This window comes from Ruegeria sp. AO1, from assembly GCF_056535985.1.
Genome location: NZ_JBQFJC010000001.1, coordinates 328,444 through 348,979, shown reverse-complemented (window position 1 = coordinate 348,979; position 20,536 = coordinate 328,444). Strand labels below are relative to the sequence as shown.

The window sequence follows — 20,536 nt, the reverse complement described above, 5'->3', positions numbered from 1 at the left end:
CCCGTCCGCTCTGCCACAATCAACAAAAAACACGAGGGAGGGGATGTCATGGCGCTGGATCGCTGGATCGCGCTTGTTTTGCTTGGGGTCTGTCTGGCCTATGGCTACGCCGCCTGGTTTACGATGGATGGCAGCCTGCCCCCCTTCATGCAGCGCAACCCTATTTGGCCAAGCACCTTCCCCAAAGTGCTGTCTGTTCTGGGCATCATCGCCTGCACGATCATCCTGCTGGGCTTCGAAAAATCCGAGCCGAAAGCGGCGGATATCGACTACCGACGTCTGGGTGACTACCACCTTGATCAAGCTTTGATGCTATTGGCCCTGATGGTGATTTATGCCCTCTGCCTGCGGCCCGTCGGCTTTCTGATCTCGACTTCTGCCTTCCTGATCCTTGGCTCCTTCATTCTGGGCGAGCGCAAGTGGCACATCATGCTGCCGGTTGCGTTCATCGCCACCGGCGCGGTCTGGTATCTGGTTCAGGAAGTCCTGGGCATCTACATGCGCCCCCTGCCGGGCATTTTCGGAGGCTGACATGCTCGAAGGACTTCTGATCGGCCTGCAAACGGCATTCTCAATCCAAAACCTGCTGATGGTCATCGCCGGCTGTCTGATTGGCACCTTCATCGGCATGCTTCCGGGCCTCGGCCCGATGTCGATCATCGCCATTATGATACCGGTCGCAATTTCAATGGGCGATCCGTCGGCGGCCTTGATCCTGCTGGCAGGCGTCTATTATGGCGCGATTTTCGGCGGATCGACCTCTTCCATTCTGCTGAACGCGCCGGGGGTTGCGGGCACAGTGGCCTCTAGTTTCGATGGCTACCCAATGGCGCGGCAAGGCAAGGCCGGTAAGGCGCTGACCATCGCGGCCATCGCCAGTTTCGCGGGTGGCACATTGGGCGCCATTCTGTTGATGGTGTTCGCGCCCGCGCTTTCTTCGGTCGCGCTGCTGTTCCACTCGGCCGAGTACTTCGCCCTTATGGTCGTGGGCCTGTCCGCTATCGCGGCCTTTGCGGGGTCGGGTCAGGTTGCCAAAGCCATGATCATGACAATCCTCGGCCTGATCATGGCAACCGTCGGAGAAGGCGCTTTGTTCAACCTACCCCGCTTCACCATGGGGATCATGGACCTGCAATCGGGCTTCGGCTTCATTACGCTGGCCATGGCTATGTTCGCCCTGCCCGAGGCGCTATTTCTGGTACTGAAGCCCAAAGACCTGAAAGGCGACGACGGAGAAATCAAAGACCTGCGCATAACCAAGGACGAAGCGAAAGCAATTGCACCCGTCATTGGCCGTCAGTCAGTTCAGGGCTTTTTCATCGGCGTCTTGCCTGGGGCTGGGGCGACAATTGCCAGCTTCCTTGGCTACGCGGTCGAACGCAATATTGCACCGAAGCAGGAACAGGAAGAGTTTGGCAAAGGCTCGATCAAAGGTCTGGCCGCACCGGAATCTGCCAACAACGCGGCCTGTACCGGGTCATTCGTACCACTGCTAACGCTGGGCATCCCGGGGTCGGGCACGACGGCCATCCTGCTGGGCGCTCTGATCGCGCTGAACGTGACACCCGGCCCGCGCCTGATGGTGGATGAGCCTCAGATCTTCTGGGCCGTCATCATGTCGATGTTCATCGGCAACCTGGTGCTGCTGATCCTGAACCTGCCGCTGATCCCCTACATCGCCAAAGTGCTGGCCGTACCGCGAAATTTCCTGATCCCGTTCATCCTGTTCTTCACCCTGATGGGCGCCTATATCGGCCAGAACAACGCAACCGAGCTTCTGCTCCTCGTCGGCTTCGGCATCTGCGCCACCGCATTGAAATTCGCCGATTACCCCCTCGCCCCGCTTCTGATCGGGTTCATCCTTGGCGGAATGATGGAGGACAACTTTGCCCGCTCGATGCAGCTCTATGACGGTATCGCTTTCATCTGGGAACGCCCGATGACCCTAGGCCTGCTGGTAATCGCCGTCCTTCTGGTGCTGCTGCCGAGCTACCGTGCGCGCCGTGCGCGGGCACGGGCCGCGGGGATTGCGGATGGGGACTGACCCTCTGGCCGGCATCCGCGTTCTAGATCTGACGAACGTGCTTGCCGGCCCCTATTGCTGCTACCAGCTCGCATTGATGGGCGCCGAGGTGATCAAGGTCGAACGCCCCGGCTCGGGCGATCTTGCCCGGGTGTTGGGCGCCGATCCTGAGCGCAATAAGGCGGGCATGGGGATCAGTTTTCTGGCGCAGAATGCCGCGAAGAAATCCGTCACGCTGGACATGAAATCCGACCGGGGCAAGGCGCTGCTGAAACGTCTGGTTCACTCGGCGGATGTATTGGTCGAGAATTTCAGGCCCGGCGTTATGGATCGATTGGGTCTGGGCTATGAAACCCTGAAAGCTGAAAACCCGCGACTAATCTACTGCGCGATCAGTGGCTTTGGGCAGAACGGACCCCGCCGCAATGATCCCGCTTATGACCAGATCGTTCAAGGGGTCAGCGGTGTCATGTCGATCACCGGCGCGCCAGATACGGCGCCCTACCGCGTTGGCTACCCACTGGCGGATACGGTCGGTGGCCTGACCGCAGCATTCGCCATCTCATCCGCCCTGAACGCGACCCCACGTGGCGCGTTTCTGGATGTTGCTATGACCGAGGCGGTGATTTCTACGATGGGTTGGGTCGTCTCGAACCACCTGATCGGTGGCGTTACGCCTGCCGCGCATGGGAACGAAAACACAACCTCGGCCCCCTCGGGCACCTTTGCTACTGCAGACAGTCCGATCAACATTGCCGCCAACCGCGATGAACAATGGCAGGCGCTTGCTCAGCATCTGGGCCGGGACGACCTGCTGGACGATCCAGCCTACACAACACGAGAGGATCGCAAGACCAACCGTCACGCCTTGCGCGCGGAATTGGAGCACACGCTGACCACGCGACCGGCAAAGGAATGGGTTCGAGAGTTGAATGATATTGGAGTGCCCACCGGGCAGGTTCTAACCGTCTCCGATGCGCTCGACGACCCGCAATTATCTGGGCGGGGTTTGATCGGTACGCTGGACATTCACGGTGAAGACCTACAGCTCGCTGGCAGCCCTATTGTCATGGACGGCTCGCGCAAACATCCTGGGACTGCACCGCCGGAATTGGGCGCAGACAATTCCGCAATCTGGTCTGAACTCGGGCTGTCGCAGGATGAGATCGACGCCTTGAAAAAGGAGGGCATCATATGAGCGATGTATCCGATTGGTGGCAAACCTCGATCATCGATATGGAGCCTGGCCGGATACACCTGCGCGGAGAGCCAATCCAGGATTTGATCGGCAATCTGGGTTTCGCCGAAATGATCTGGTTTATGCTGCGTAGCGAGAAACCGACCGAAGCCAAAGCCCGTTTGTTCGAAGCGGCTTTGGTCGCGGCCGTTGATCATGGCCCGCAAGCGCCCTCAATCGCTGCCGCCAGAATGGCCGTGACCTGCGGACTGCCCCTGAACAACGCGATGGCCAGCGCGGTCAACATGCTGGGCGATGTGCATGGCGGGGCCGGAGAGCAGGCGGTGCAGCTCTATCACTTTGTTGCAGGACATTCAGGCGATCTAGGGGAAGCACTGGACGACTGGATCACCACTCACGGAAAGATTCTGCCGGGTTTTGGCCATCGCTTTCACACCCCGACCGATCCGCGCGCCCCGCGCCTGATGGCGCTGGTCTCCGAAGCCGTCGAACAAGGGGCATGCAGCGGTGATTTCATGCGGATCGGGCAGGCGATTGAGGCCGAGCTGGCCCATCGCAAAGGCAAGCCCGTCCCCATGAATATCGATGGCGCGACGGCAGTGATCTATGCCGAGTTAGGCTTTGCCCCACCTTTGGCACGAGGGCTGTTTTGCCTGTCCCGCTCGGTCGGTATCCTGACTCACGCCTGGGAGCAGATGGAGCAAGGTGGTCGCAACAAGGGACCGACCCCGCCCGCCTATCGCTGGACTTATGTGGACCCCAAAACCAAGACCTAAACGCCCAGTCCTTCGGTCGACAGATCATCCAATCGCGGCATCAGGTGCAATAATTCCTTGGCGTAGTCCGTCTGCGGGTTGGCGAACAGGGCATCGGTCTCTTGGATCTCGACCATCTGCCCTGCCTTCATCACGGCAACGCGGTCGCACATCTGCCGCACGACCGGAAGATCGTGGCTGATGAACAGCATCGTCAGTCCCAGATGCTCTTGCAGGTCCTTTAGGATGTTCAGGATCTGCGCCTGGATCGAGACGTCTAGCGCACTGGTCGGCTCATCGCAGATCAGGAACCGAGGCTGCGTCGCCAAGGCGCGCGCGATAGAGATACGCTGGCGCTGCCCGCCAGAGAACTCATGCGGGTATTTCAGGCCCGCTTCCGAACCCAGCCCGACCTGATCCAACAGCTCATCTACCCGGCGCTTGACGTCTGAACCGCTCATGAGGCGGTGATGACGGATCGGTTCCGCGACGATTTCGTCCACGCGCATTCTGGGGTTTAGCGAGGAATAGGGATCCTGAAAGATCATCTGGATGTTCTTGCGGTACGCGTCCTGCACGGCTTTGTCGCCCAGATCACTTACCAACTGCCCATCAAACGTGATTGAGCCACCATCGACCGGATACAAGCCAGCAATCATGCGCGCAACGGTGGACTTGCCCGAGCCGGACTCGCCCACCACGCCGAAAACTTCGCCCGCACGGATATCAAAGCTCACATCATCGACAGCGGTGAAATAGGTCCGATCCCAAGGCAAAAGACCGCGCCGTTGCAGGAAGCGTTTGGTCAGGTTGCGAATTTCGAACACGGGCTTGGACGTGTCATTGTCCACTTTCGGCCAATGGCGCGCCATATCCTCGATCGCGAAGCGCGTCTCACGCCCGCCATAGCTGATCTGAGGGAACCGGTGCAACTTGAGCGTCGGCCGTGGCACCGCCGCGATCAACGAGCGCGTGTATTCGTGTTGGGGCTGCCCCATCACCTGCGCGGTTGTTCCGGTTTCGACAACCTTGCCAGCATACATGACGGTCACGCGGTCGGTTGTATCGGCAATGACGCCCATGTCATGGGTGATCAGAATGACGCCGACCTGCCGTTCCCGCGCCAATTCCTTGATCAGGTCCAGAATTTGCGCCTGAACCGAAACATCCAGCGCCGTGGTCGGCTCATCCGCGATGATCACATCCGGTTCGGTACAAAGCGCCAAGGCGATCACCACCCGTTGGCGCATCCCGCCTGAGAATTGGTGCGGATATTGGTCCAGACGCGTATCCGGGTCCGGAATCCCTACCCGGTCAATCAGGTCGCGGGCGCGTTGATTGGCCTCGGCCTCGGACCCGCCCAGATGGGCAAGGATGGTTTCGGTCAGTTGCTCTCGCACCGTGAACAAAGGGTTCAGCGAAGTCAGCGGGTCCTGAAAGATCATCGAGATCTTCTTGCCGCGCAGGCCACGCATCGCCTCTGCGTCAAGGCCACTGATCTGCTCACCGCCCAACTTGATCTGGCCGCTGGCGATCCGTCCGGGACGTTCCAGCAGCCCCATGACAGCGGCACCGATGGTGGATTTGCCTGCACCGGATTCGCCCACCAAACCGTGGATTTCACCCGGCTCGACGGACAGGTCTGCGTGATCCACCGCAGTGAACAGCCTGCGGCGTGTTGGGAATTCGACGGTGAGGTCTTGGATGGTCAGAAGGCTCATGAAATCACCGTAGTTTTGGGTTCAGCGCATCGCGCAGCCAGTCGCCCAGCAGGTTCACGGACAGGGCAAGGGCCAGAAGGGTGCAGGCGGGGAAGAACAGAATCCACCACTCTCCCGAGAACAGGAACCCTTGCCCGATACGGATCAGCGTTCCCAGCGAAGGCTGGGTCGGAGGCGCGCCGACGCCAAGGAAGCTCAGCGTCGCCTCGGCGATAATGGCCAGCGCCAGCGAAATCGTCGCGATGACCAGAACCGGGCTGAGGACATTGGGCAGAATGTGACGGAACATGATCGGGATTGAGCCGCGACCGATCAGCCGCGCCGCCTGCACATATTCCTTGTTCTTCTCAACCAGCGCCGCCCCACGGACGACGCGCGCAAACTGCACCCAGTCCGACAAGGCGATGGCGATGATCAGCACATAGATCGCCATTTCATCGCGATATTCCGGCGGGGTCACGCCCTTGGCGATGCCAAAGATCAGCATGGCGACCAGAATGGCCGGAAAGGTCAGCTGAACGTCGGCGATCCGCATGATCAGCGTCTCGACCCAGCCGCCAAAATAGGCCGCGACCAGCCCCAGAACGACTCCGATGATCAGGGCCAGCAATACGGCGGCAGCCCCGACGAACAATGAAATGCGCAGCCCGTAGAGGATGGTCGAGAATACGTCCCGACCCTGGTCATCGGTGCCTAGCAGGAAGGTTTCCTGCGTAAACGCATTCGGTGTGCCCGGCGGTGTGAAGCCGTTCATCAGGTTCAGCGTCGCCGGGTCAAACGGATTGTAAGGCGCGATCAAGGGCGCGAAAATGGCACAAAACACAAGGATCAGCACAACGGCCGAGGCGATGACAGCCACGGGCGAATGTCGGAAGGACCATGCGAAATCACTGTCCCACGCTTTGGCAAAGCGCGACTTGGAGGCGGGTTGCGGGGTTTCGGTCGTATCGGTCATGTGGCCCTCGCGTCGACACGCAGGCGCGGGTCAATGGCATAGTAGAGAAGATCGACAATCAGGTTGATCGTCACGAACATGACCGAAATCAGCATCAGATAGGCGGCCATGACGGGAATATCGACGAACTGGATCGCGTTGATGAACAGCAATCCGACACCGGGCCATTGGAACACGGTCTCGGTGATTATGGCAAAGGCGATGATCGAACCCAGTTGCAAACCTGTGATCGTAATCACCGGCACCAGCGTGTTTTTCAGCGCGTGGCGGAAGTTGATCACCCTGTCCGACAGCCCTCGGGCGCGGGCGAAACGCACGTAGTCGGCGCGCAGGACCTCGAGCATCTCGGACCGCACAAGACGCATAATCAGAGTCATCTGATACAAGCCCAGCGTGATCGCCGGCAGGATCAGAGCCTTCAGGCCCGAGGTGGTCAGAAACCCGGTTGACCAACCTCCGATCATGACCGTCTCACCCCTGCCGAAACTGGGTAAGAGGTCAAGTTCGACCGAGAAGATGTAGATCAGCAATATCCCGATCAGGAAGGTGGGCAGAGAGACCCCGATCAGACTGACCGTCATGATGATATTCGCCGCTACCCCTTGTCGTCGGATCGCTGTGAAAACGCCCAGCGCGATGCCCATGGTGATGGCGAGGAAGCCTGACACGAAGGCCAGCTCAAGTGTCGCGGGCGCACGTTCAGCGATAATGGTCGAGACCGGACGGCCTTGACGGTAGGAGACGCCGAAGTTGCCCTGAACCGCGCCTTGCAGGAACTTGGCGTATTGCACGATAAATGGCTGATCGAGACCCAGTTCAGTCCTCAGCCGGTCGATATCGGCCTGTGTGCGTTCCTGACCCAACATGTTGTCGATCGGATCGCCGACAAAACGAAACATCGAGAATGCGACCAGACCCACGACCAGCAAAACGATCACGGATTGGAACATCCTTCGAACAATATATGCGAACATTCAGAATCCCCGGTTGATCGGCCTGTCTAAGCCGCGTCTGACCAAATGGTCAAGATACCGCTAACGAAACAGGGGCCAGAACGACCCGGCCCCTTGAACAACGTTTTCAGTTTACGGTCACCCACCGCAGGATGAAGAAGTTGTCCGGGCGTTGGGTCAACTCGATATTACTTCGCGTTCCCCAGACCAAAGGTTGCACATACATCGGGACATAGACCTGCTCATCCTGAATAATGCTGGTGACCTCGTCCAACATGGCCTGACGGGCGCCTTCATCCAGTTCGGATTGAATCTGCGGCAGCAGTTCATCTACACGCGCGTTCGAGAAGCCTCCGAAATTCCAGCTGCCCAGCTTTTTCTCTTCGTTGGGTGTCGCGACCAGAAAGCGCACCGGATGTTCGGCGTCGAACGTGCCCGGGCTCCAGCCCAGCAGGTACATGTCGTAATTGTCTTCGCGCAGCTCGGGCCAGTAGTTGCGCACCGGCATTGTGTCCAGTTCGGCAGTTAAACCGATCTGCGCGAGCATGCCGACAATCGCCTGACAGACGGCCTCGTCATTCAGATAGCGATCATTGGGGCATTTAAGGCCGAATGAGAATCCGTCAGCGTATCCAGCTTCGGCAAGCAAGGTCTTTGCGGCCTCGACATCATAAGCGGGGCGCTCTGCATTGGCCGCCGAGTAACCGCTCATCGCTGGGCTGACGAGTTGTGAGGCCGCCTCGGCATTGCCGCGCATGATCGTGGCAAGGATGGCATCGACGTTCACCGCATGCGCCACGGCCTGACGCACACGCGCATCCCGGAACGGGTTGGGTTTGCCAGCATCGTCGGTGTATTTCAGAGCCTCAGCCTGATGATCAAAGCCCAGCATGATCACACGGGCCTCAATCCCCTGAATGACCTCGACCTCATCATTGCCCAGTAAGCGCGCCACGTCCTGTATCGGAACGGGCTCAATCATATCAACATCGCCGGACAGCAAGGCCGCGACAGCGGTGGCAGAGTTCTGGATCGGATTGAACTCGGCGCGGGTAATGTTGTGCTCTGCCTCACCCCACCAACCGTCAAAAGGTTCCAGAACGGTGCGCAGACCGGGCTCGCGTGCTGTGATCTGAAACGCGCCGGTGCCGTTGGCATTCAGCGTCGCGTAGTTCCCGGTTTCCTTGTCGGGCAGAGCCGCCTCATTGGCCTCTGCCCAGCCCTGATCCATGATCATCCAATTGGCAATGGACGACGGGAACAGCGGGTTGGGTGCTGTTGTCATGAAATCTACGGTATAGTCATCGACCACCTTGACCTCTCTGATCGGTGCGAACCAGCTGCGGGTATCCGAGACTTCATCCGAGGCGCGTTGATAGCTGAACAGAACGTCCTGCGCGTCGAATGTGCTGCCATCGTGGAACGTCACGCCCTCGCGCAGGGTGAACCGCCAGCCTTCGCCGTCTCCGATCGATTCCCAACTAGTGGCCAAAGCGGGCTCGACGCTCATGTCCTTGCCGCGGCGGACCAGTCCTTCGTAGACATTGTTGAGGAACCCAAGAACAGCGGCCGAGTTGACGGCGTGCGGGTCCATGGTCTGTGGATCGGTGGTCGAGGCCCATTTGAACTCGGCTGCCTGAGCGGCGCTGGCGGCTAAAAAGGCCAAACCGATGGCCGTTGCCTTGAAGGTCATGGCGATACCTCTCTGTTTTGGGTGAACAGTCGTGAAACACCAAATGACAGGGCGCTGGTCCGCGCCCTGCGCTGTCTTGCACCCTGAACCTTAGTTCATGGTGAAGTATTTGATCTTCGGCGAATCTTCCGGCTCAACAATTGTGCCGACATTCGACTTCATACCCCAGTTCAGCACCTGATGGTGAATCGGGATATACAGCTGATCGTCCTGCACAACCTGCCAGATCTCGGCGATCTGCGCGTCACGTTTCGGAAGGTCCGTTTCAGAGGCCAGCCCCTGAATCTTGGCGTCCAGATCCGGGTTGTTGTACCGGGTCGCATTCCACGAGCCATATTTCTCACCCTTGGTGTGAACCAGGAAGTTGAAAATATACTCGGAGTCGTAGGTCGGAACGCCCCAGCCCAGCATGTAGAAGTCGGTCTCGAGGTTCGAGAGCAGCGGGAAATGCTGCGCCTTGGGTTTGGCATCCAGATTCACCGTGACACCAATCTGCGCCAGCATTCCAACGGCAGCCTGACAGATCGCCTCGTCGTTGACATAGCGGTCATTGGGGCAGTTCAGCGTGATCGAGAACCCATCCGGATATCCAGCCTCGGCCATCAGCGCCTTGGCCCCTTCGATATCGGTCGTCGAGGAGCTGTCCATGCCCTCATCCCAACCGTTCACGAATGGCGGTGCAATCATGCCAGCAGGGGCCGACTGGCCGCGCATAACGACCTGCTTGATGGCATCCCGGTTGATGGCTTTGGACATCGCCTGACGCACGCGTACGTCGGCCAGAGGGTTCTTCCCGTCCACATTGTCCGAGCCCAGATCCGCATCACCCATGTTCATGCCGAAGAAGATCACCCGGTTCTGAGGTGCAGTCCGTACGTCCAGACCATCGGTATCCGCAACACGGGCCAGATCCTGAACGGGGACGTCTTGAATGAAGTCGACCTCACCCGACAGCAAAGCAGCAACCCGGGTCGCGGCGTTCTGGATCGGGGTATAGATGATCTCGGTCACTTCCAGGGGGAACTCATCCTTGCCCCAGTAGTTCTCGTTCGCGGTCAGGACGGTTTTCACGTCGGGTTCACGGCTGACCAGCTTGTACGGGCCAGTACCGTTGGCGTTCTTGGCGGCGAATGTATCCTCGCCTCCTTCATAGTCCTGCACCTTCACGGCGTTGTTCGCCTCGGCCCAGGCTTTGTCCATCATAAACATGTTGGTCAGGTTGTTGGGCATGATCGGGTTCGGACCGTCGGTTTCAATCTCAACCGTGTATTTGTCCGGCGCGCGCACCTCTTTGACCGAGGCCAGCAGCTCTTTGTAGTCCGAATCCGGCGTCATCGCGCGGTTTAGCGAGAAGACAACGTCTTCGCTGTCGAACTCGGCGCCGTCATGAAAGGTCACGCCTTCACGCAGTTTAAACACCCAGACGTTCGGGTTTTCCTCGGACGGAGCCCATTCGGTCGCCAGCGACGGCACAAGCGCCCCGGAATGGTCGCGCATCACCAGCGTTTCCATGATCTGATGCGCCATGGCCGAGGTCGGACCCTCGTTCTGCGCATGCGGGTCCATCGTCAGCGAGTCGCCCGCGCGCGCCCAGCGCAGCGTTTCGGCAGAGGCAGCACCGGCCAATAGGGCCAAGGCACTGGCTGCGACCAGCAAGTGTTTCACTTTCATTGTAATCTCCCCAATTCTTTTTTAACCCGCACGGATGGCGGGTGATCGACGAAGCGCGATCAACGTGCCCTTGATAATCCAAATCATTCTGAAACTTGCAATGCCTAATTGGGGTGCAGCTTTCGTCCGGGGGTTTACCGTTTGGCCGGATTTCGCTGGTTCCGCGACGATCGAGTTGCATACTCTTCCTCTTTCTTCGAGACTCGGTTCGCGGTAAAAAAACGTAGCCGCATCAGGCTGGACATCGTGTCGGGGACATTGATTTGAAACAGACAAACCGCAAACCGCCCAACCCGAGGCGAGAGCTTCAGAGCGTGCGCAACCAGAGCGTATCGTTTCTGGGTGTCGCGTTTCTATTCAGCATCTTCGTCAACCTGCTGATGCTGACCGGGCCGCTGTTTATGCTGCAGGTCTATGACCGGGTTCTCAGCTCGCGCTCGGTCGAGACGCTTACGGCGCTGTTTCTGCTGGTCGGGCTGCTCTACGGCCTGATGGCCATGCTGGATTACGCGCGCGGCCGGATCGTGGCGCGTTTCGGGGCCAAGTTCCAATCCTCACTGGACGAGAGGGTTTTTGACGGAACCATCCAGCGGGCATTGTATCCACAGGTCCGCTCGGCCCCAGCAACGGCGTTGCGCGATCTGGAGGCCGTGCGGTCGCTTTGCGCGTCACCTGTTTTCCTCGCCGTTATGGATATCCCGTGGACGCCCGTTTTTCTGGCCGCGATCTTCCTGTTCCACCCGTTGCTCGGCTGGCTGGCGGTTGCTGGTGGTACATTGCTGATCGTCATCGCATTGCTCAACCAGATCTTGACCAAACAGAAAGTCGCCGAGGCGCAGGTTGCCTCAGGCCGGGCCAATGCTTTTGCGGAACAAGCGCGACAAGCTGCCGAGGTTGTTCGGTCGCAAGGCATGCAGGGCGACGTTGCGCAGCGCTGGTTGTCACAGCGCAGCAACGCATTGTCACAGAGCATCTCGGCCAGCGACTGGACCGGTAGTTTCACATCCTTGACGAAATCGCTGCGCCTGTTCCTGCAATCCGCGATGCTAGCGCTTGGCGCTTGGCTGGTGTTGCGCAACGAGATGACAGCCGGTGCCATGATCGCCGGTTCGATCCTGCTGGGTCGCGCTTTGGCACCTGTGGAAATGGCGGTGGGTCAATGGGGGCTGATCGAAAACGCGCGAACCGCGTGGTCCCGTCTTGGCACCTTCCTCGATGAAACCCCGCCCGAGCAGACCAAGACCAAGCTGCCCGTGCCCGAGGCGCGTCTGGTCGCAAAAGGTCTGACGGTCATTCCGCCCGGCGTTCAAAAGCCGACCCTGCGCAATGCCTCGCTGCTATTGGAACCCGGCAAGGCGCTGGGTGTGATCGGCAAAAGTGGCTCGGGCAAGACAACTCTGGCCAAGGCGCTCTTGGGTCTGCTGACCCCCGCAGCGGGTGAGATTCGCTTGGGTGGCGCGACACTGGACCAATATGCCGCAGATGATCTGGGCCACTACATCGGTTACCTGCCGCAGCAGGTCACACTGTTCAACGGAACGGTAACTGAGAACATCGCCCGGATGTCGCAACAACCCGATGACGCCGCTGTTGTCGCCGCCGCCAAAAAGGCCAACGCACATGAGCTGATTATGTCTTTGGAGAAGGGCTATGACACCTTTCTGGAAGGCAATGACAGCCAGTTGTCCGGCGGTCAGAAACAACGGATCGCGCTTGCCCGGGCGCTCTATGGTGATCCTGTTCTGCTGATCCTGGACGAGCCGAACTCGGCCTTGGATGCCGACGGCACCGAAGCGCTGAACCGCGCGGTGCGCAGCCTCAAGAAAAGTGGCAAGGCCGCGATTATCATGACGCACCGCCCGCAGGCGATTTCCGAATGTGATGACCTGATTGTGGTCGAGAAAGGCCAGATCGTCAAAGCAGGCAGCCGGGACGAGGTTCTGGGCTCGATGGTCCAGAATGCCGGTGCGATCAAACGACACCTCAATAAAGTGGGTGAGAAATGAGCAACCCTCCTGCGCGCCGCAGTTGGCGCATAACCTTCCCTGCAACTGTGGGCTTTGTTGCGCTGCTCATCCTCGTTGTGGGCATCGGCATCTGGAGCGTTCGGACCCAACTGGCCGGTGCGATCATCTCACAAGGTGTGATCGAGGTGCAAAGCAACCGTCAGGTGGTCGAGCATCCCGATGGCGGTGTCGTCGGCGAGATCTTTGTGCGCGACGGGGATCTGGTGGAAAGTGGCGATCTGCTCCTGCGTCTGGACGATACGTTTCTGGCTTCGGAAAAGACCGTGGTCGAGACGCAATTGTTTGAACTGCTCAGCCGTCAGGCCCGGTTGGAAGCGGAACGCGATGGGGCCACCTCCGAGGAGTTGGCGGCAAAGCTGCGAGAGGTACAGCAACGCGAAAACATCCCAGACGATCTGATCGCAGGTCAGCAGCGCCTTTTTGACGCCCGCAACGAGACGTTGACGCAACAGACTGAGCAATTGACCCGTCAGAAAACCCAGATCGAAAACGAAATCGACGGCACACAGGCGCAGCTAACCGCCGCTCAAAAGCAAATAGAGTTGATCAGTGAAGAGCTCAAGGATCAGGAAAGCCTGTTGCAGCGCGGCCTGACACAGGCCAGCCGCGTCTCGGCTCTGCAACGGGAAGAGGCCAATTTGACCGGCGCCATCGGACGGCTCGAGGCGACCATCGCCCGGCTCAAAGGGCAGATCGCATCGACTGAGATCCAGATATTGGAACTGAACGCGACCCGCCGGGAAGAAGCGATCACAACGCTGCGTGACGCGCAAACGCGCATTGCCGAGCTTGCTGAACGACGCCTATCGCTGACCGAGCGCCTCTCGCGTCTGGATATCCGCGCGCCCGTTTCAGGAACCGTTTATGACAGTCAGGTTTTCGCCCTGCAGTCGGTCATCCAACCGGCTGAACAGATGATGTATGTGGTGCCTCAGGATACGCCGCTTCTTGTGGCAGCCAAGGTCGATGCGATCCATGTAGACCAGCTGTTTCGTGGGCAAGAGGTCGCCCTGCGCTTTCCCAGTTTCAACCAGCGGGAAACGCCTGAACTGGACGGTCATGTCATCAATGTCTCGGCGGACACATTCACCGATGAAGGCACAGGCTTTACCTTCTACCGGGCCGAGCTGGTCCCTGATGACGGTCAGCTGGATCGCCTGAACGGGCAAACTTTGCTGCCGGGCATGCCGGTGGAGGCCATGATCAAAACAGACGAGCGCACTCCGCTGTCCTACCTGACCAAACCGCTGACCGACTATTTCACGCGGGCGTTCCGGGAGTAACACATCGCGCCTGGGGCAACCTGTCCCAGTGTCGCGACTTGCAATACCTATCGATTTAGTATACCGCCGCATACAAAGAGCATATCCGGGCGTCAGACCCATGTCTGAGACCGGGACCTCAAGCACCTTCTAACGCCAATACGTCGGGATAGCCATGAGCCTGTATACTGATTACCTTGCCGAGATCGAAACACGCAAAGAGCAGGGGTTGAACCCCAAACCCGTCGATGACGGTGCCCTGACAAAAGAGATCATTGACCAGATCCGCGACCCTCAGAACGAACATCGCGCGGACTCGCTGCATTTCTTCATCTACAACACCCTGCCCGGCACAACCAGCGCCGCGGGTGAGAAGGCGGCGTTTCTGAAAGAGATCATTCTGGGTCAGGCCGATGTCGAAGAAATCTCGCAGGATTTCGCGTTCGACCTGCTATCGCACATGAAAGGCGGCCCCTCGGTCAAGGTTCTGCTGGATCTGGCTTTGGGTGACGATGTAGCGATTGCGGGCAAGGCGGCTGAGGTGCTGAAGACTCAGGTCTTCCTGTATGACGCGGATACCGACCGGCTGAAAGCTGCGCTCGATGCTGGCAATGCCGTCGCGAAAGACATCCTTGAAAGCTACGCCAAGGCCGAGTTCTTCACCAAACTGCCTGACATCGACGAAGAGATCGAAGTCGTCACTTATGTCGCCGCCGAGGGTGACATCTCGACCGACCTGCTGTCGCCCGGCAATCAGGCACACTCGCGCGCGGACCGCGAATTGCACGGTAAATGCCTTATCTCCGAGACCGCGCAACAAGAGATCGAAGCGCTGAAGCTGAAGCATCCCGGCAAGCGCGTCATGCTGATCGCTGAAAAAGGCACCATGGGTGTGGGATCGTCCCGTATGTCGGGTGTGAACAACGTGGCCCTGTGGACCGGCAAACAAGCCAGCCCCTATGTGCCCTTCGTCAACTACGCCCCTATCGTTGCAGGCACCAACGGCATTTCGCCGATCTTCCTGACTACCGTCGGCGTGACCGGCGGCATCGGACTGGACCTGAAGAACTGGGTCAAAAAGGTAGATGAGGATGGCAACGCGATCCTCAACAATGACGGCAACCCGATCCTGGAAGAAAAGTACTCGGTCGCCACTGGCACGGTTCTGAAAATCAACACCAAAGACCACAAACTGCTGAGCGAAGATGGGGAAGAGCTGGTCGACGTTAACTCGTCCTTCACGCCGCAAAAGGTCGAGTTCATGAAGGCAGGCGGTTCCTACGCCATCGTCTTCGGTAAGAAATTGCAGACATTCGCGGCAGAGGCACTGGGTGTCGAAGCGCCGCTGGTCTTTGCGCCGTCGAAAGAAATCAGCCACGAGGGCCAGGGCCTGACAGCGGTTGAAAAGATCTTCAACAAGAACGCCGTTGGGACCACACCCGGCAAGACCCTGCATGCCGGATCGGACGTGCGCGTCAAGGTCAACATTGTCGGCTCACAGGACACAACCGGCCTGATGACCATGCAAGAGCTTGAGTCGATGGCGGCAACTGTTGTCTCACCCATCGTCGATGGGGCGTATCAGTCCGGCTGTCACACGGCCTCCGTGTGGGATGCGAAGGCGCAAGCCAACACCCCCCGCCTGATGAAGTTCATGAATGACTTCGGCCTCGTTACCGGGCGTGACCCGAAGGGCGTCTACCATTCGATGACCGACGTGATCCACAAGGTGTTGAACGACATCACCGTGGATGACTGGTCGGTCATCATCGGCGGCGACAGCCACACTCGTATGTCCAAAGGCGTGGCCTTCGGGGCCGACTCGGGCACTGTTGCTTTGGCGCTTGCCACAGGTGAGGCCTCGATGCCGATCCCTGAATCGGTCAAGGTGACCTTCAAGGGCACGATGGCCGAGCATATGGATTTCCGCGATGTCGTACATGCCACCCAAGCACAGATGTTGGAACAGCATGGCGACAACGTGTTCCAGGGCCGTGTGATCGAAGTTCACATCGGCACGCTGCTGGCCGACCAGGCCTTTACATTCACTGACTGGACGGCTGAGATGAAGGCTAAGGCTTCGGTCTGTATTTCGAATGACGAGACCTTGATCGGTTCGCTGGAACTGGCCAAGTCGCGCATCCAGATCATGATCGACAAAGGCATGGAGCATGAGAACGGCATGCTGCAAAAGCTGATCAAAATCGCCGATGCGCGCATTGCCGAAATCAAGTCGGGCGAAAAGCCAGCGCTGCGCCCCGATGACAACGCGAAATACTTCGCCGAGGTAGTCGTCGATCTGGACCAGATCGTTGAACCGATGATCGCCGACCCGGATGTCAACAACGCCGACGTCTCGAAACGCTATACCCACGACACAATCCGCCCGATCTCGTACTACAATGCCGAAAAGCATGTGGATCTGGGCTTTGTCGGCTCGTGTATGGTGCATAAGGGCGACATCAAGATCGTGGCCCAGATGCTGAAAAACCTTGAAAAGGAAACCGGCAAGGTCGAGTTCCAGGCCCCGCTGGTCGTCGCAGCTCCGACCTACAACATCATCGACGAGTTGAAGGAAGAAGGCGACTGGGAAGTACTTGAAAAATACTCGGGCTTCGAATTCGACGACCTTTTCCCGAAGGAAAAGGCGCGGACCGAGTACGAGAACATCCTGTATCTCGAACGTCCCGGCTGTAACCTGTGCATGGGCAACCAGGAAAAGGCCGCCAAGGGCGACACGGTTCTGGCCACCTCGACCCGCCTGTTCCAGGGCCGCGTTGTGGCAGATGCGCCGGACAAGAAAGGTGAATCGCTGCTGGCCTCGACCCCGGTTGTTGTCCTGTCGGCCATTCTGGGTCGGACGCCGACGATCGAGGAATACAAAGCCTCGGTTGAAGGGATCGACCTGACCAAGTTCGCCCCGCCGGTTGCGAAAAACCCGGCCACTCAATCGGCGCATTTCTAACGCCGCATTTGACAAGTTTTTCATGCGCGCGGCCGTTCATCGGTCGCGCGCAGTGGTTTTTTTGGGGGGCGAAGCTAGCGCAGTTCGGCCTCGGTATTGCCACCATCGACCGTGATAACGTGGCCGGTAGTGCGCTCCATCAAAGCAAGATTGACAAAACCCTCGGCGACATGATGCGCCTCGACCTCGCGGCCCAGAAGGTTACCGCCCATATAGACCTCTTCGCTGACACCCCGCGCGGCGGCGCGTTCCTTGATGAACGCATCCGTCAGCAGGCCTGATCTGATCTTGTCGGCATTGACCCCGTTGACCCGAATACCAGCCCCCGCCAGTTCCAGCGCCAGTTGCCGCATCAGGAACATCGTGGCGGCTTTGGGGGTTCCATAGGCGCCTAGATTGCGACCGGGATTGACCGCCTGTTTGGAGATATTGAACAGGATTTGCCCACCACGCCCCTGATCCTGCATCAACTTGGCAGCGGCGGTGGCAAAGGCCTTATGCGCGAAAAAGTTCAACTCGAAAGCCGCGCGGAAGGCTTCATCCTCAAGCTCGACCAGAGCGCCGCCAGTGGCTGTGCCCGCATTCGACACGAGAATATCCAGCCCACCAAAGGCCGCGACCGCAGCGGTCATCGCGGTATCGGCAGCGTTAGCTTGCGTGATGTCGAGCGCGCAGGCCGCATGCCAGCGACCCAACTGGGATAGGGCCGCATCCAGCGCCTCCTGATCCCGATCCACCAGAACGACATTCGCGCCCTTGGCGGCAAAGGCTTTGGCGGTTGCCAGACCAATCGCGCCTGCCCCGCCGGTCACCATGACGACCTGGCCCTGAAACGGCGGAGGGGTGCCTTTGCCCAGCTTTGCTTGCTCCAACGACCAATATTCGCAATCGAACATGTCCTTTTCGCCAATCGGGTAGAACCCGCCCGCATCTTCTGTGACAGCGCGCACGCGGATGTTCTGTTCAGCAAGATCAGCCGAGGCTGAGGCCGCCCTAGCGTTCACCCCAATCCCCAGCACACCGATCCCTTCGATCCACGCATGTTTGGGATCAGGGGTCAGCATGGTCTTGGGTTCCGCGGCCTGAGGGGCCTGACGGTCGAAATAGGCGCGGTAATCCACAGCGAAGGCTTCGACCTTGGCCTTGATGCTCTCTCGGTCGGTTAGGTCCGCCTGTTTCAGCACCAGCGGCCAGCCCTTGGTACGCAAAACGTGATCCGGTGAGGCCATGCCGCGAGCCGCCAGCGCATCCACATCGCTGCGCGCCATAAACGCATGTGTCGCGGGGCCATTTCTCAGATCAAAGACGGGCATCGCGCCGTCCCGATCCGCCGTGACCTCGGCGATCACACCGCGCAAGACGGGCAACATTTCCAGCCCGTTGGCAGGCAGACGTTCGCCAATTGGCGTAAGTTCGGTCAGGCCGAGATAGTCCGCGACCTCATTGGTATGCTGAACGATCTTGTCATAGCTTTCCTGCGCGGTGGCGCCAAAGGCGAAATGACCATGTTTAAGGAGCAGCAGCCCTTCAACATCAGGGTTGGCGTCGTACACATCCGCCGCTGCTTTCGCGAGGCTAAAACCGGGCATGATGTAAGGCACGATCCCCAGCCGGTCGCCGAAAATCTCGCGACAGACCTCCTCGGCATTGGGCAAGTCGGCGAGGATCAGAAACGGCGTCGCGTGGGTGTGATCGACGTATTTGTGTGGCAGGAAGGCATGCAGCAGCGTTTCCACTGACGGGTTGGGCGAGGCCGAATTCAGCAGGCTTGAGCGCTGATAGTTCACCATGTCTTCATCCGACAACTTATCGAGTGCGCGTAGCTTCAACAGTGGCTCTTGCCAGACACCGGGCAGTCCGGGCGCTTCGATCGTGTCCAGATCCCAGCCCGAGCCTTTGACGTGCAGAACCGGCCGCATCTCGCCGAACAAATCGGGGCGCTCTAGCTTGACCGAGGTATTGCCACCACCATGCATCAGCAGATCCGGGTTCTGACCAATCAGGCGCGACGTGTAGACCCGCTCTGCCAATTCCTGATCCGCTGGATCGGACCCGGCAGCCGCGCGCCAGTCTGCGGCGGCCTGCGCCTTGTACATGTTTTCGATCATGTTTTTTGTATCCTTGTCGTTCTGCGCTCAGGCGGCTTGGCCAACCTTTTCGGGGAACATGGCTGCCAGACCTTCGGCGCTGGCATCGCAGACGCCCCTCTCGGTGATCAAGCCGGTGACCAGACGGTTCGGCGTGACATCAAAGGCCGGGTTACCTACATCCGAGCCTTCGGGGACGACACAGACCTCTCCAATGCCGTCCTCTGTCATGCCAAACACATGCGAGATTTCGCGGTCCGGTCGGTCCTCGATCGGGATTTCGGCGACCCCGTCCCGCAGCGTCCAATCGATGGTGGGTGAGGGCAAAGCCACATAAAACGGCACGTTGTTGTCATGTGCGGCCAGAGCTTTCAGATAGGTGCCGATCTTGTTGCAGACATCACCAGTCGAGGTGGTCCGATCCGTCCCGGTGATCACCAGATCGACCAGACCATGCTGCATCAAATGACCACCGGCATTGTCGACGATGTATTGATGGCTGATGCCATGTTCGCCCAGCTCCCACGCAGTCAAGGCCCCCTGGTTCCGGGGTCGCGTTTCATCAACCCAGACATGGATCGGCAAGCCAGCGTTATGCGCCTGATACATCGGGCTGGTCGCAGTGCCCCAGTCTACGGTGGCCAGCCACCCGGCATTGCAATGGGTCAGCAGGCGCACCGGCTCACCGGCGGGTTTGCGAGCGGCGATCTCGCGGATCAAAGCGAGCCCGTGTTCTCCAATCCGGCGATTGATCTCGATATCCTCTTCGCAGATCTCGTCCGCCAGCGCCCAGGCTGCGGCAGCACGTTGATCGGGCGGCAGAGGCAGCAGGGCCTCCCGGCAAAGCTGCAACGCCCAGTTCAGGTTCACCGCCGTTGGGCGGGTCGCGTTCAGCACCGAGGCTGAATGTTCAAAGTTCTGATCAGAGGGGTCGCGGGACATCGCATCCGCCATTCCATAGGCAGCCGTCGCCCCGATCAGAGGCGCTCCACGCACCCACATCTCGCGGATTGCGGCCTCAAACTCGGCCAGCGAGGACAACGTGGCGATCCGGAAATCGTGCGGCAGCCAGCGCTGGTCGATGATCCTGACCTCGCCGTTTTCAGCGTCGCGCCAGATCGAGTGGTAGTGAACACCGCCAATTTTCATCCTCTGCCCTCCGGTCGGGTTTCATGGGGTCTTCCACACGTTCCAGTATTTTCACGCAGGCCTCAAGCGCCGATGGG

The 20,536-nt window shown here is 59.2% G+C and carries 14 protein-coding genes; 7 read left to right on the top strand and 7 right to left on the bottom strand.

Annotated elements, in window-relative coordinates:
- The first annotated feature begins 48 nt into the window (after nucleotides 1-48).
- The 4 genes from ACR3FB_RS01700 to ACR3FB_RS01685 are packed head-to-tail and all read left to right on the top strand — an operon-like array spanning nucleotide 49 to nucleotide 3,997.
- The gene (locus tag ACR3FB_RS01700) at nucleotides 49-531 is read left to right on the top strand and encodes a tripartite tricarboxylate transporter TctB family protein (RefSeq protein ID WP_170460001.1); all 483 of its coding nucleotides are present in this window, start codon (nucleotides 49-51) and stop codon (nucleotides 529-531) included.
- Between the two features lies 1 nt (nucleotide 532).
- Complete coding sequence (locus ACR3FB_RS01695) at nucleotides 533-2,044, top strand: tripartite tricarboxylate transporter permease (RefSeq protein ID WP_170471470.1); 1,512 nt, start codon at nucleotides 533-535, stop codon at nucleotides 2,042-2,044.
- Nucleotides 2,034-3,221: a CaiB/BaiF CoA transferase family protein gene (locus ACR3FB_RS01690; protein ID WP_480563626.1), complete on the top strand. Its 1,188-nt coding sequence runs from the start codon at nucleotides 2,034-2,036 to the stop codon at nucleotides 3,219-3,221. Before ACR3FB_RS01695 ends, ACR3FB_RS01690 begins: the two co-directional genes overlap by 11 nt.
- Nucleotides 3,218-3,997 (top strand): citryl-CoA lyase, encoded by a 780-nt coding sequence (locus tag ACR3FB_RS01685; protein WP_480563624.1) that lies wholly within the window; start codon nucleotides 3,218-3,220, stop codon nucleotides 3,995-3,997. Before ACR3FB_RS01690 ends, ACR3FB_RS01685 begins: the two co-directional genes overlap by 4 nt.
- Here the strand turns inward: ACR3FB_RS01685 and ACR3FB_RS01680 are convergent.
- The 5 genes from ACR3FB_RS01680 to ACR3FB_RS01660 all read right to left on the bottom strand — a co-directional run bounded on the left by ACR3FB_RS01680 (nucleotide 3,994) and on the right by ACR3FB_RS01660 (nucleotide 10,969).
- Nucleotides 3,994-5,697: an ABC transporter ATP-binding protein gene (locus ACR3FB_RS01680; RefSeq protein WP_480563622.1), complete on the bottom strand. Its 1,704-nt coding sequence runs from the start codon at nucleotides 5,695-5,697 to the stop codon at nucleotides 3,994-3,996. The two genes, ACR3FB_RS01685 and ACR3FB_RS01680, sit on opposite strands and share 4 nt — an antisense overlap.
- Nucleotides 5,698-5,701: 4 nt before the next feature.
- Nucleotides 5,702-6,652, bottom strand: a complete 951-nt coding sequence (locus ACR3FB_RS01675) for an ABC transporter permease (protein WP_480563620.1) — start codon at nucleotides 6,650-6,652, stop codon at nucleotides 5,702-5,704.
- A complete protein-coding gene (locus tag ACR3FB_RS01670) occupies nucleotides 6,649-7,626 on the bottom strand; it encodes an ABC transporter permease (RefSeq protein WP_170483132.1) in 978 nt (325 codons plus the stop codon). Before ACR3FB_RS01670 ends, ACR3FB_RS01675 begins: the two co-directional genes overlap by 4 nt.
- A 106-nt stretch (nucleotides 7,627-7,732) precedes the next feature.
- The gene (locus ACR3FB_RS01665; protein WP_480563618.1) at nucleotides 7,733-9,298 is read right to left on the bottom strand and encodes an ABC transporter substrate-binding protein; all 1,566 of its coding nucleotides are present in this window, start codon (nucleotides 9,296-9,298) and stop codon (nucleotides 7,733-7,735) included.
- A gap of 90 nt (nucleotides 9,299-9,388) precedes the next feature.
- The gene (locus tag ACR3FB_RS01660; RefSeq protein ID WP_480563616.1) at nucleotides 9,389-10,969 is read right to left on the bottom strand and encodes an ABC transporter substrate-binding protein; all 1,581 of its coding nucleotides are present in this window, start codon (nucleotides 10,967-10,969) and stop codon (nucleotides 9,389-9,391) included.
- 263 nt (nucleotides 10,970-11,232) lie between these two features.
- Here ACR3FB_RS01660 and ACR3FB_RS01655 point away from each other — a divergent pair, with 263 nt between their 5' ends.
- The 3 genes from ACR3FB_RS01655 (at nucleotide 11,233) to ACR3FB_RS01645 (ending at nucleotide 17,223) form a co-directional block, all read left to right on the top strand.
- A complete protein-coding gene (locus tag ACR3FB_RS01655) occupies nucleotides 11,233-12,975 on the top strand; it encodes a type I secretion system permease/ATPase (protein WP_480563614.1) in 1,743 nt (580 codons plus the stop codon).
- Nucleotides 12,972-14,279 (top strand): HlyD family type I secretion periplasmic adaptor subunit, encoded by a 1,308-nt coding sequence (locus ACR3FB_RS01650; RefSeq protein WP_425083617.1) that lies wholly within the window; start codon nucleotides 12,972-12,974, stop codon nucleotides 14,277-14,279. The genes ACR3FB_RS01655 and ACR3FB_RS01650 overlap by 4 nt, the downstream gene beginning before the upstream one ends.
- Nucleotides 14,280-14,433: 154 nt before the next feature.
- The gene (locus ACR3FB_RS01645; protein ID WP_480563612.1) at nucleotides 14,434-17,223 is read left to right on the top strand and encodes a bifunctional aconitate hydratase 2/2-methylisocitrate dehydratase; all 2,790 of its coding nucleotides are present in this window, start codon (nucleotides 14,434-14,436) and stop codon (nucleotides 17,221-17,223) included.
- Between the two features lie 74 nt (nucleotides 17,224-17,297).
- On the opposite strand, the gene ACR3FB_RS01640 is transcribed toward ACR3FB_RS01645, so the two are convergent.
- Both ACR3FB_RS01640 and mtnA read right to left on the bottom strand, forming a co-directional pair.
- Entirely contained in the window at nucleotides 17,298-19,331 is a 2,034-nt protein-coding gene (locus ACR3FB_RS01640; protein ID WP_480563610.1) for a bifunctional aldolase/short-chain dehydrogenase, read from the bottom strand.
- 27 nt (nucleotides 19,332-19,358) lie between these two features.
- Entirely contained in the window at nucleotides 19,359-20,459 is a 1,101-nt protein-coding gene (gene mtnA / locus ACR3FB_RS01635) for an S-methyl-5-thioribose-1-phosphate isomerase (RefSeq protein ID WP_480563608.1), read from the bottom strand.
- Nucleotides 20,460-20,536 lie beyond the last annotated feature (77 nt).

Excerpts from the sequence above, each read along its gene's own strand:
- ACR3FB_RS01645 (WP_480563612.1), top strand. The coding sequence starts at position 14,434 with ATGAGCCTGTATACTGATTACCTTGCCGAGATCGAAACACGCAAAGAG.
- ACR3FB_RS01690 (WP_480563626.1), top strand. The coding sequence starts at position 2,034 with ATGGGGACTGACCCTCTGGCCGGCATCCGCGTTCTAGATCTGACGAAC.
- ACR3FB_RS01680 (WP_480563622.1), bottom strand. The coding sequence starts at position 5,697 with ATGAGCCTTCTGACCATCCAAGACCTCACCGTCGAATTCCCAACACGC.
- ACR3FB_RS01675 (WP_480563620.1), bottom strand. The coding sequence starts at position 6,652 with ATGACCGATACGACCGAAACCCCGCAACCCGCCTCCAAGTCGCGCTTT.
- ACR3FB_RS01665 (WP_480563618.1), bottom strand. The coding sequence starts at position 9,298 with ATGACCTTCAAGGCAACGGCCATCGGTTTGGCCTTTTTAGCCGCCAGC.
- ACR3FB_RS01660 (WP_480563616.1), bottom strand. The coding sequence starts at position 10,969 with ATGAAAGTGAAACACTTGCTGGTCGCAGCCAGTGCCTTGGCCCTATTG.
- ACR3FB_RS01700 (WP_170460001.1), top strand. The coding sequence starts at position 49 with ATGGCGCTGGATCGCTGGATCGCGCTTGTTTTGCTTGGGGTCTGTCTG.
- ACR3FB_RS01670 (WP_170483132.1), bottom strand. The coding sequence starts at position 7,626 with ATGTTCGCATATATTGTTCGAAGGATGTTCCAATCCGTGATCGTTTTG.
- mtnA (WP_480563608.1), bottom strand. The coding sequence starts at position 20,459 with ATGAAAATTGGCGGTGTTCACTACCACTCGATCTGGCGCGACGCTGAA.
- ACR3FB_RS01650 (WP_425083617.1), top strand. The coding sequence starts at position 12,972 with ATGAGCAACCCTCCTGCGCGCCGCAGTTGGCGCATAACCTTCCCTGCA.
- ACR3FB_RS01685 (WP_480563624.1), top strand. The coding sequence starts at position 3,218 with ATGAGCGATGTATCCGATTGGTGGCAAACCTCGATCATCGATATGGAG.
- ACR3FB_RS01640 (WP_480563610.1), bottom strand. The coding sequence starts at position 19,331 with ATGATCGAAAACATGTACAAGGCGCAGGCCGCCGCAGACTGGCGCGCG.
- ACR3FB_RS01695 (WP_170471470.1), top strand. The coding sequence starts at position 533 with ATGCTCGAAGGACTTCTGATCGGCCTGCAAACGGCATTCTCAATCCAA.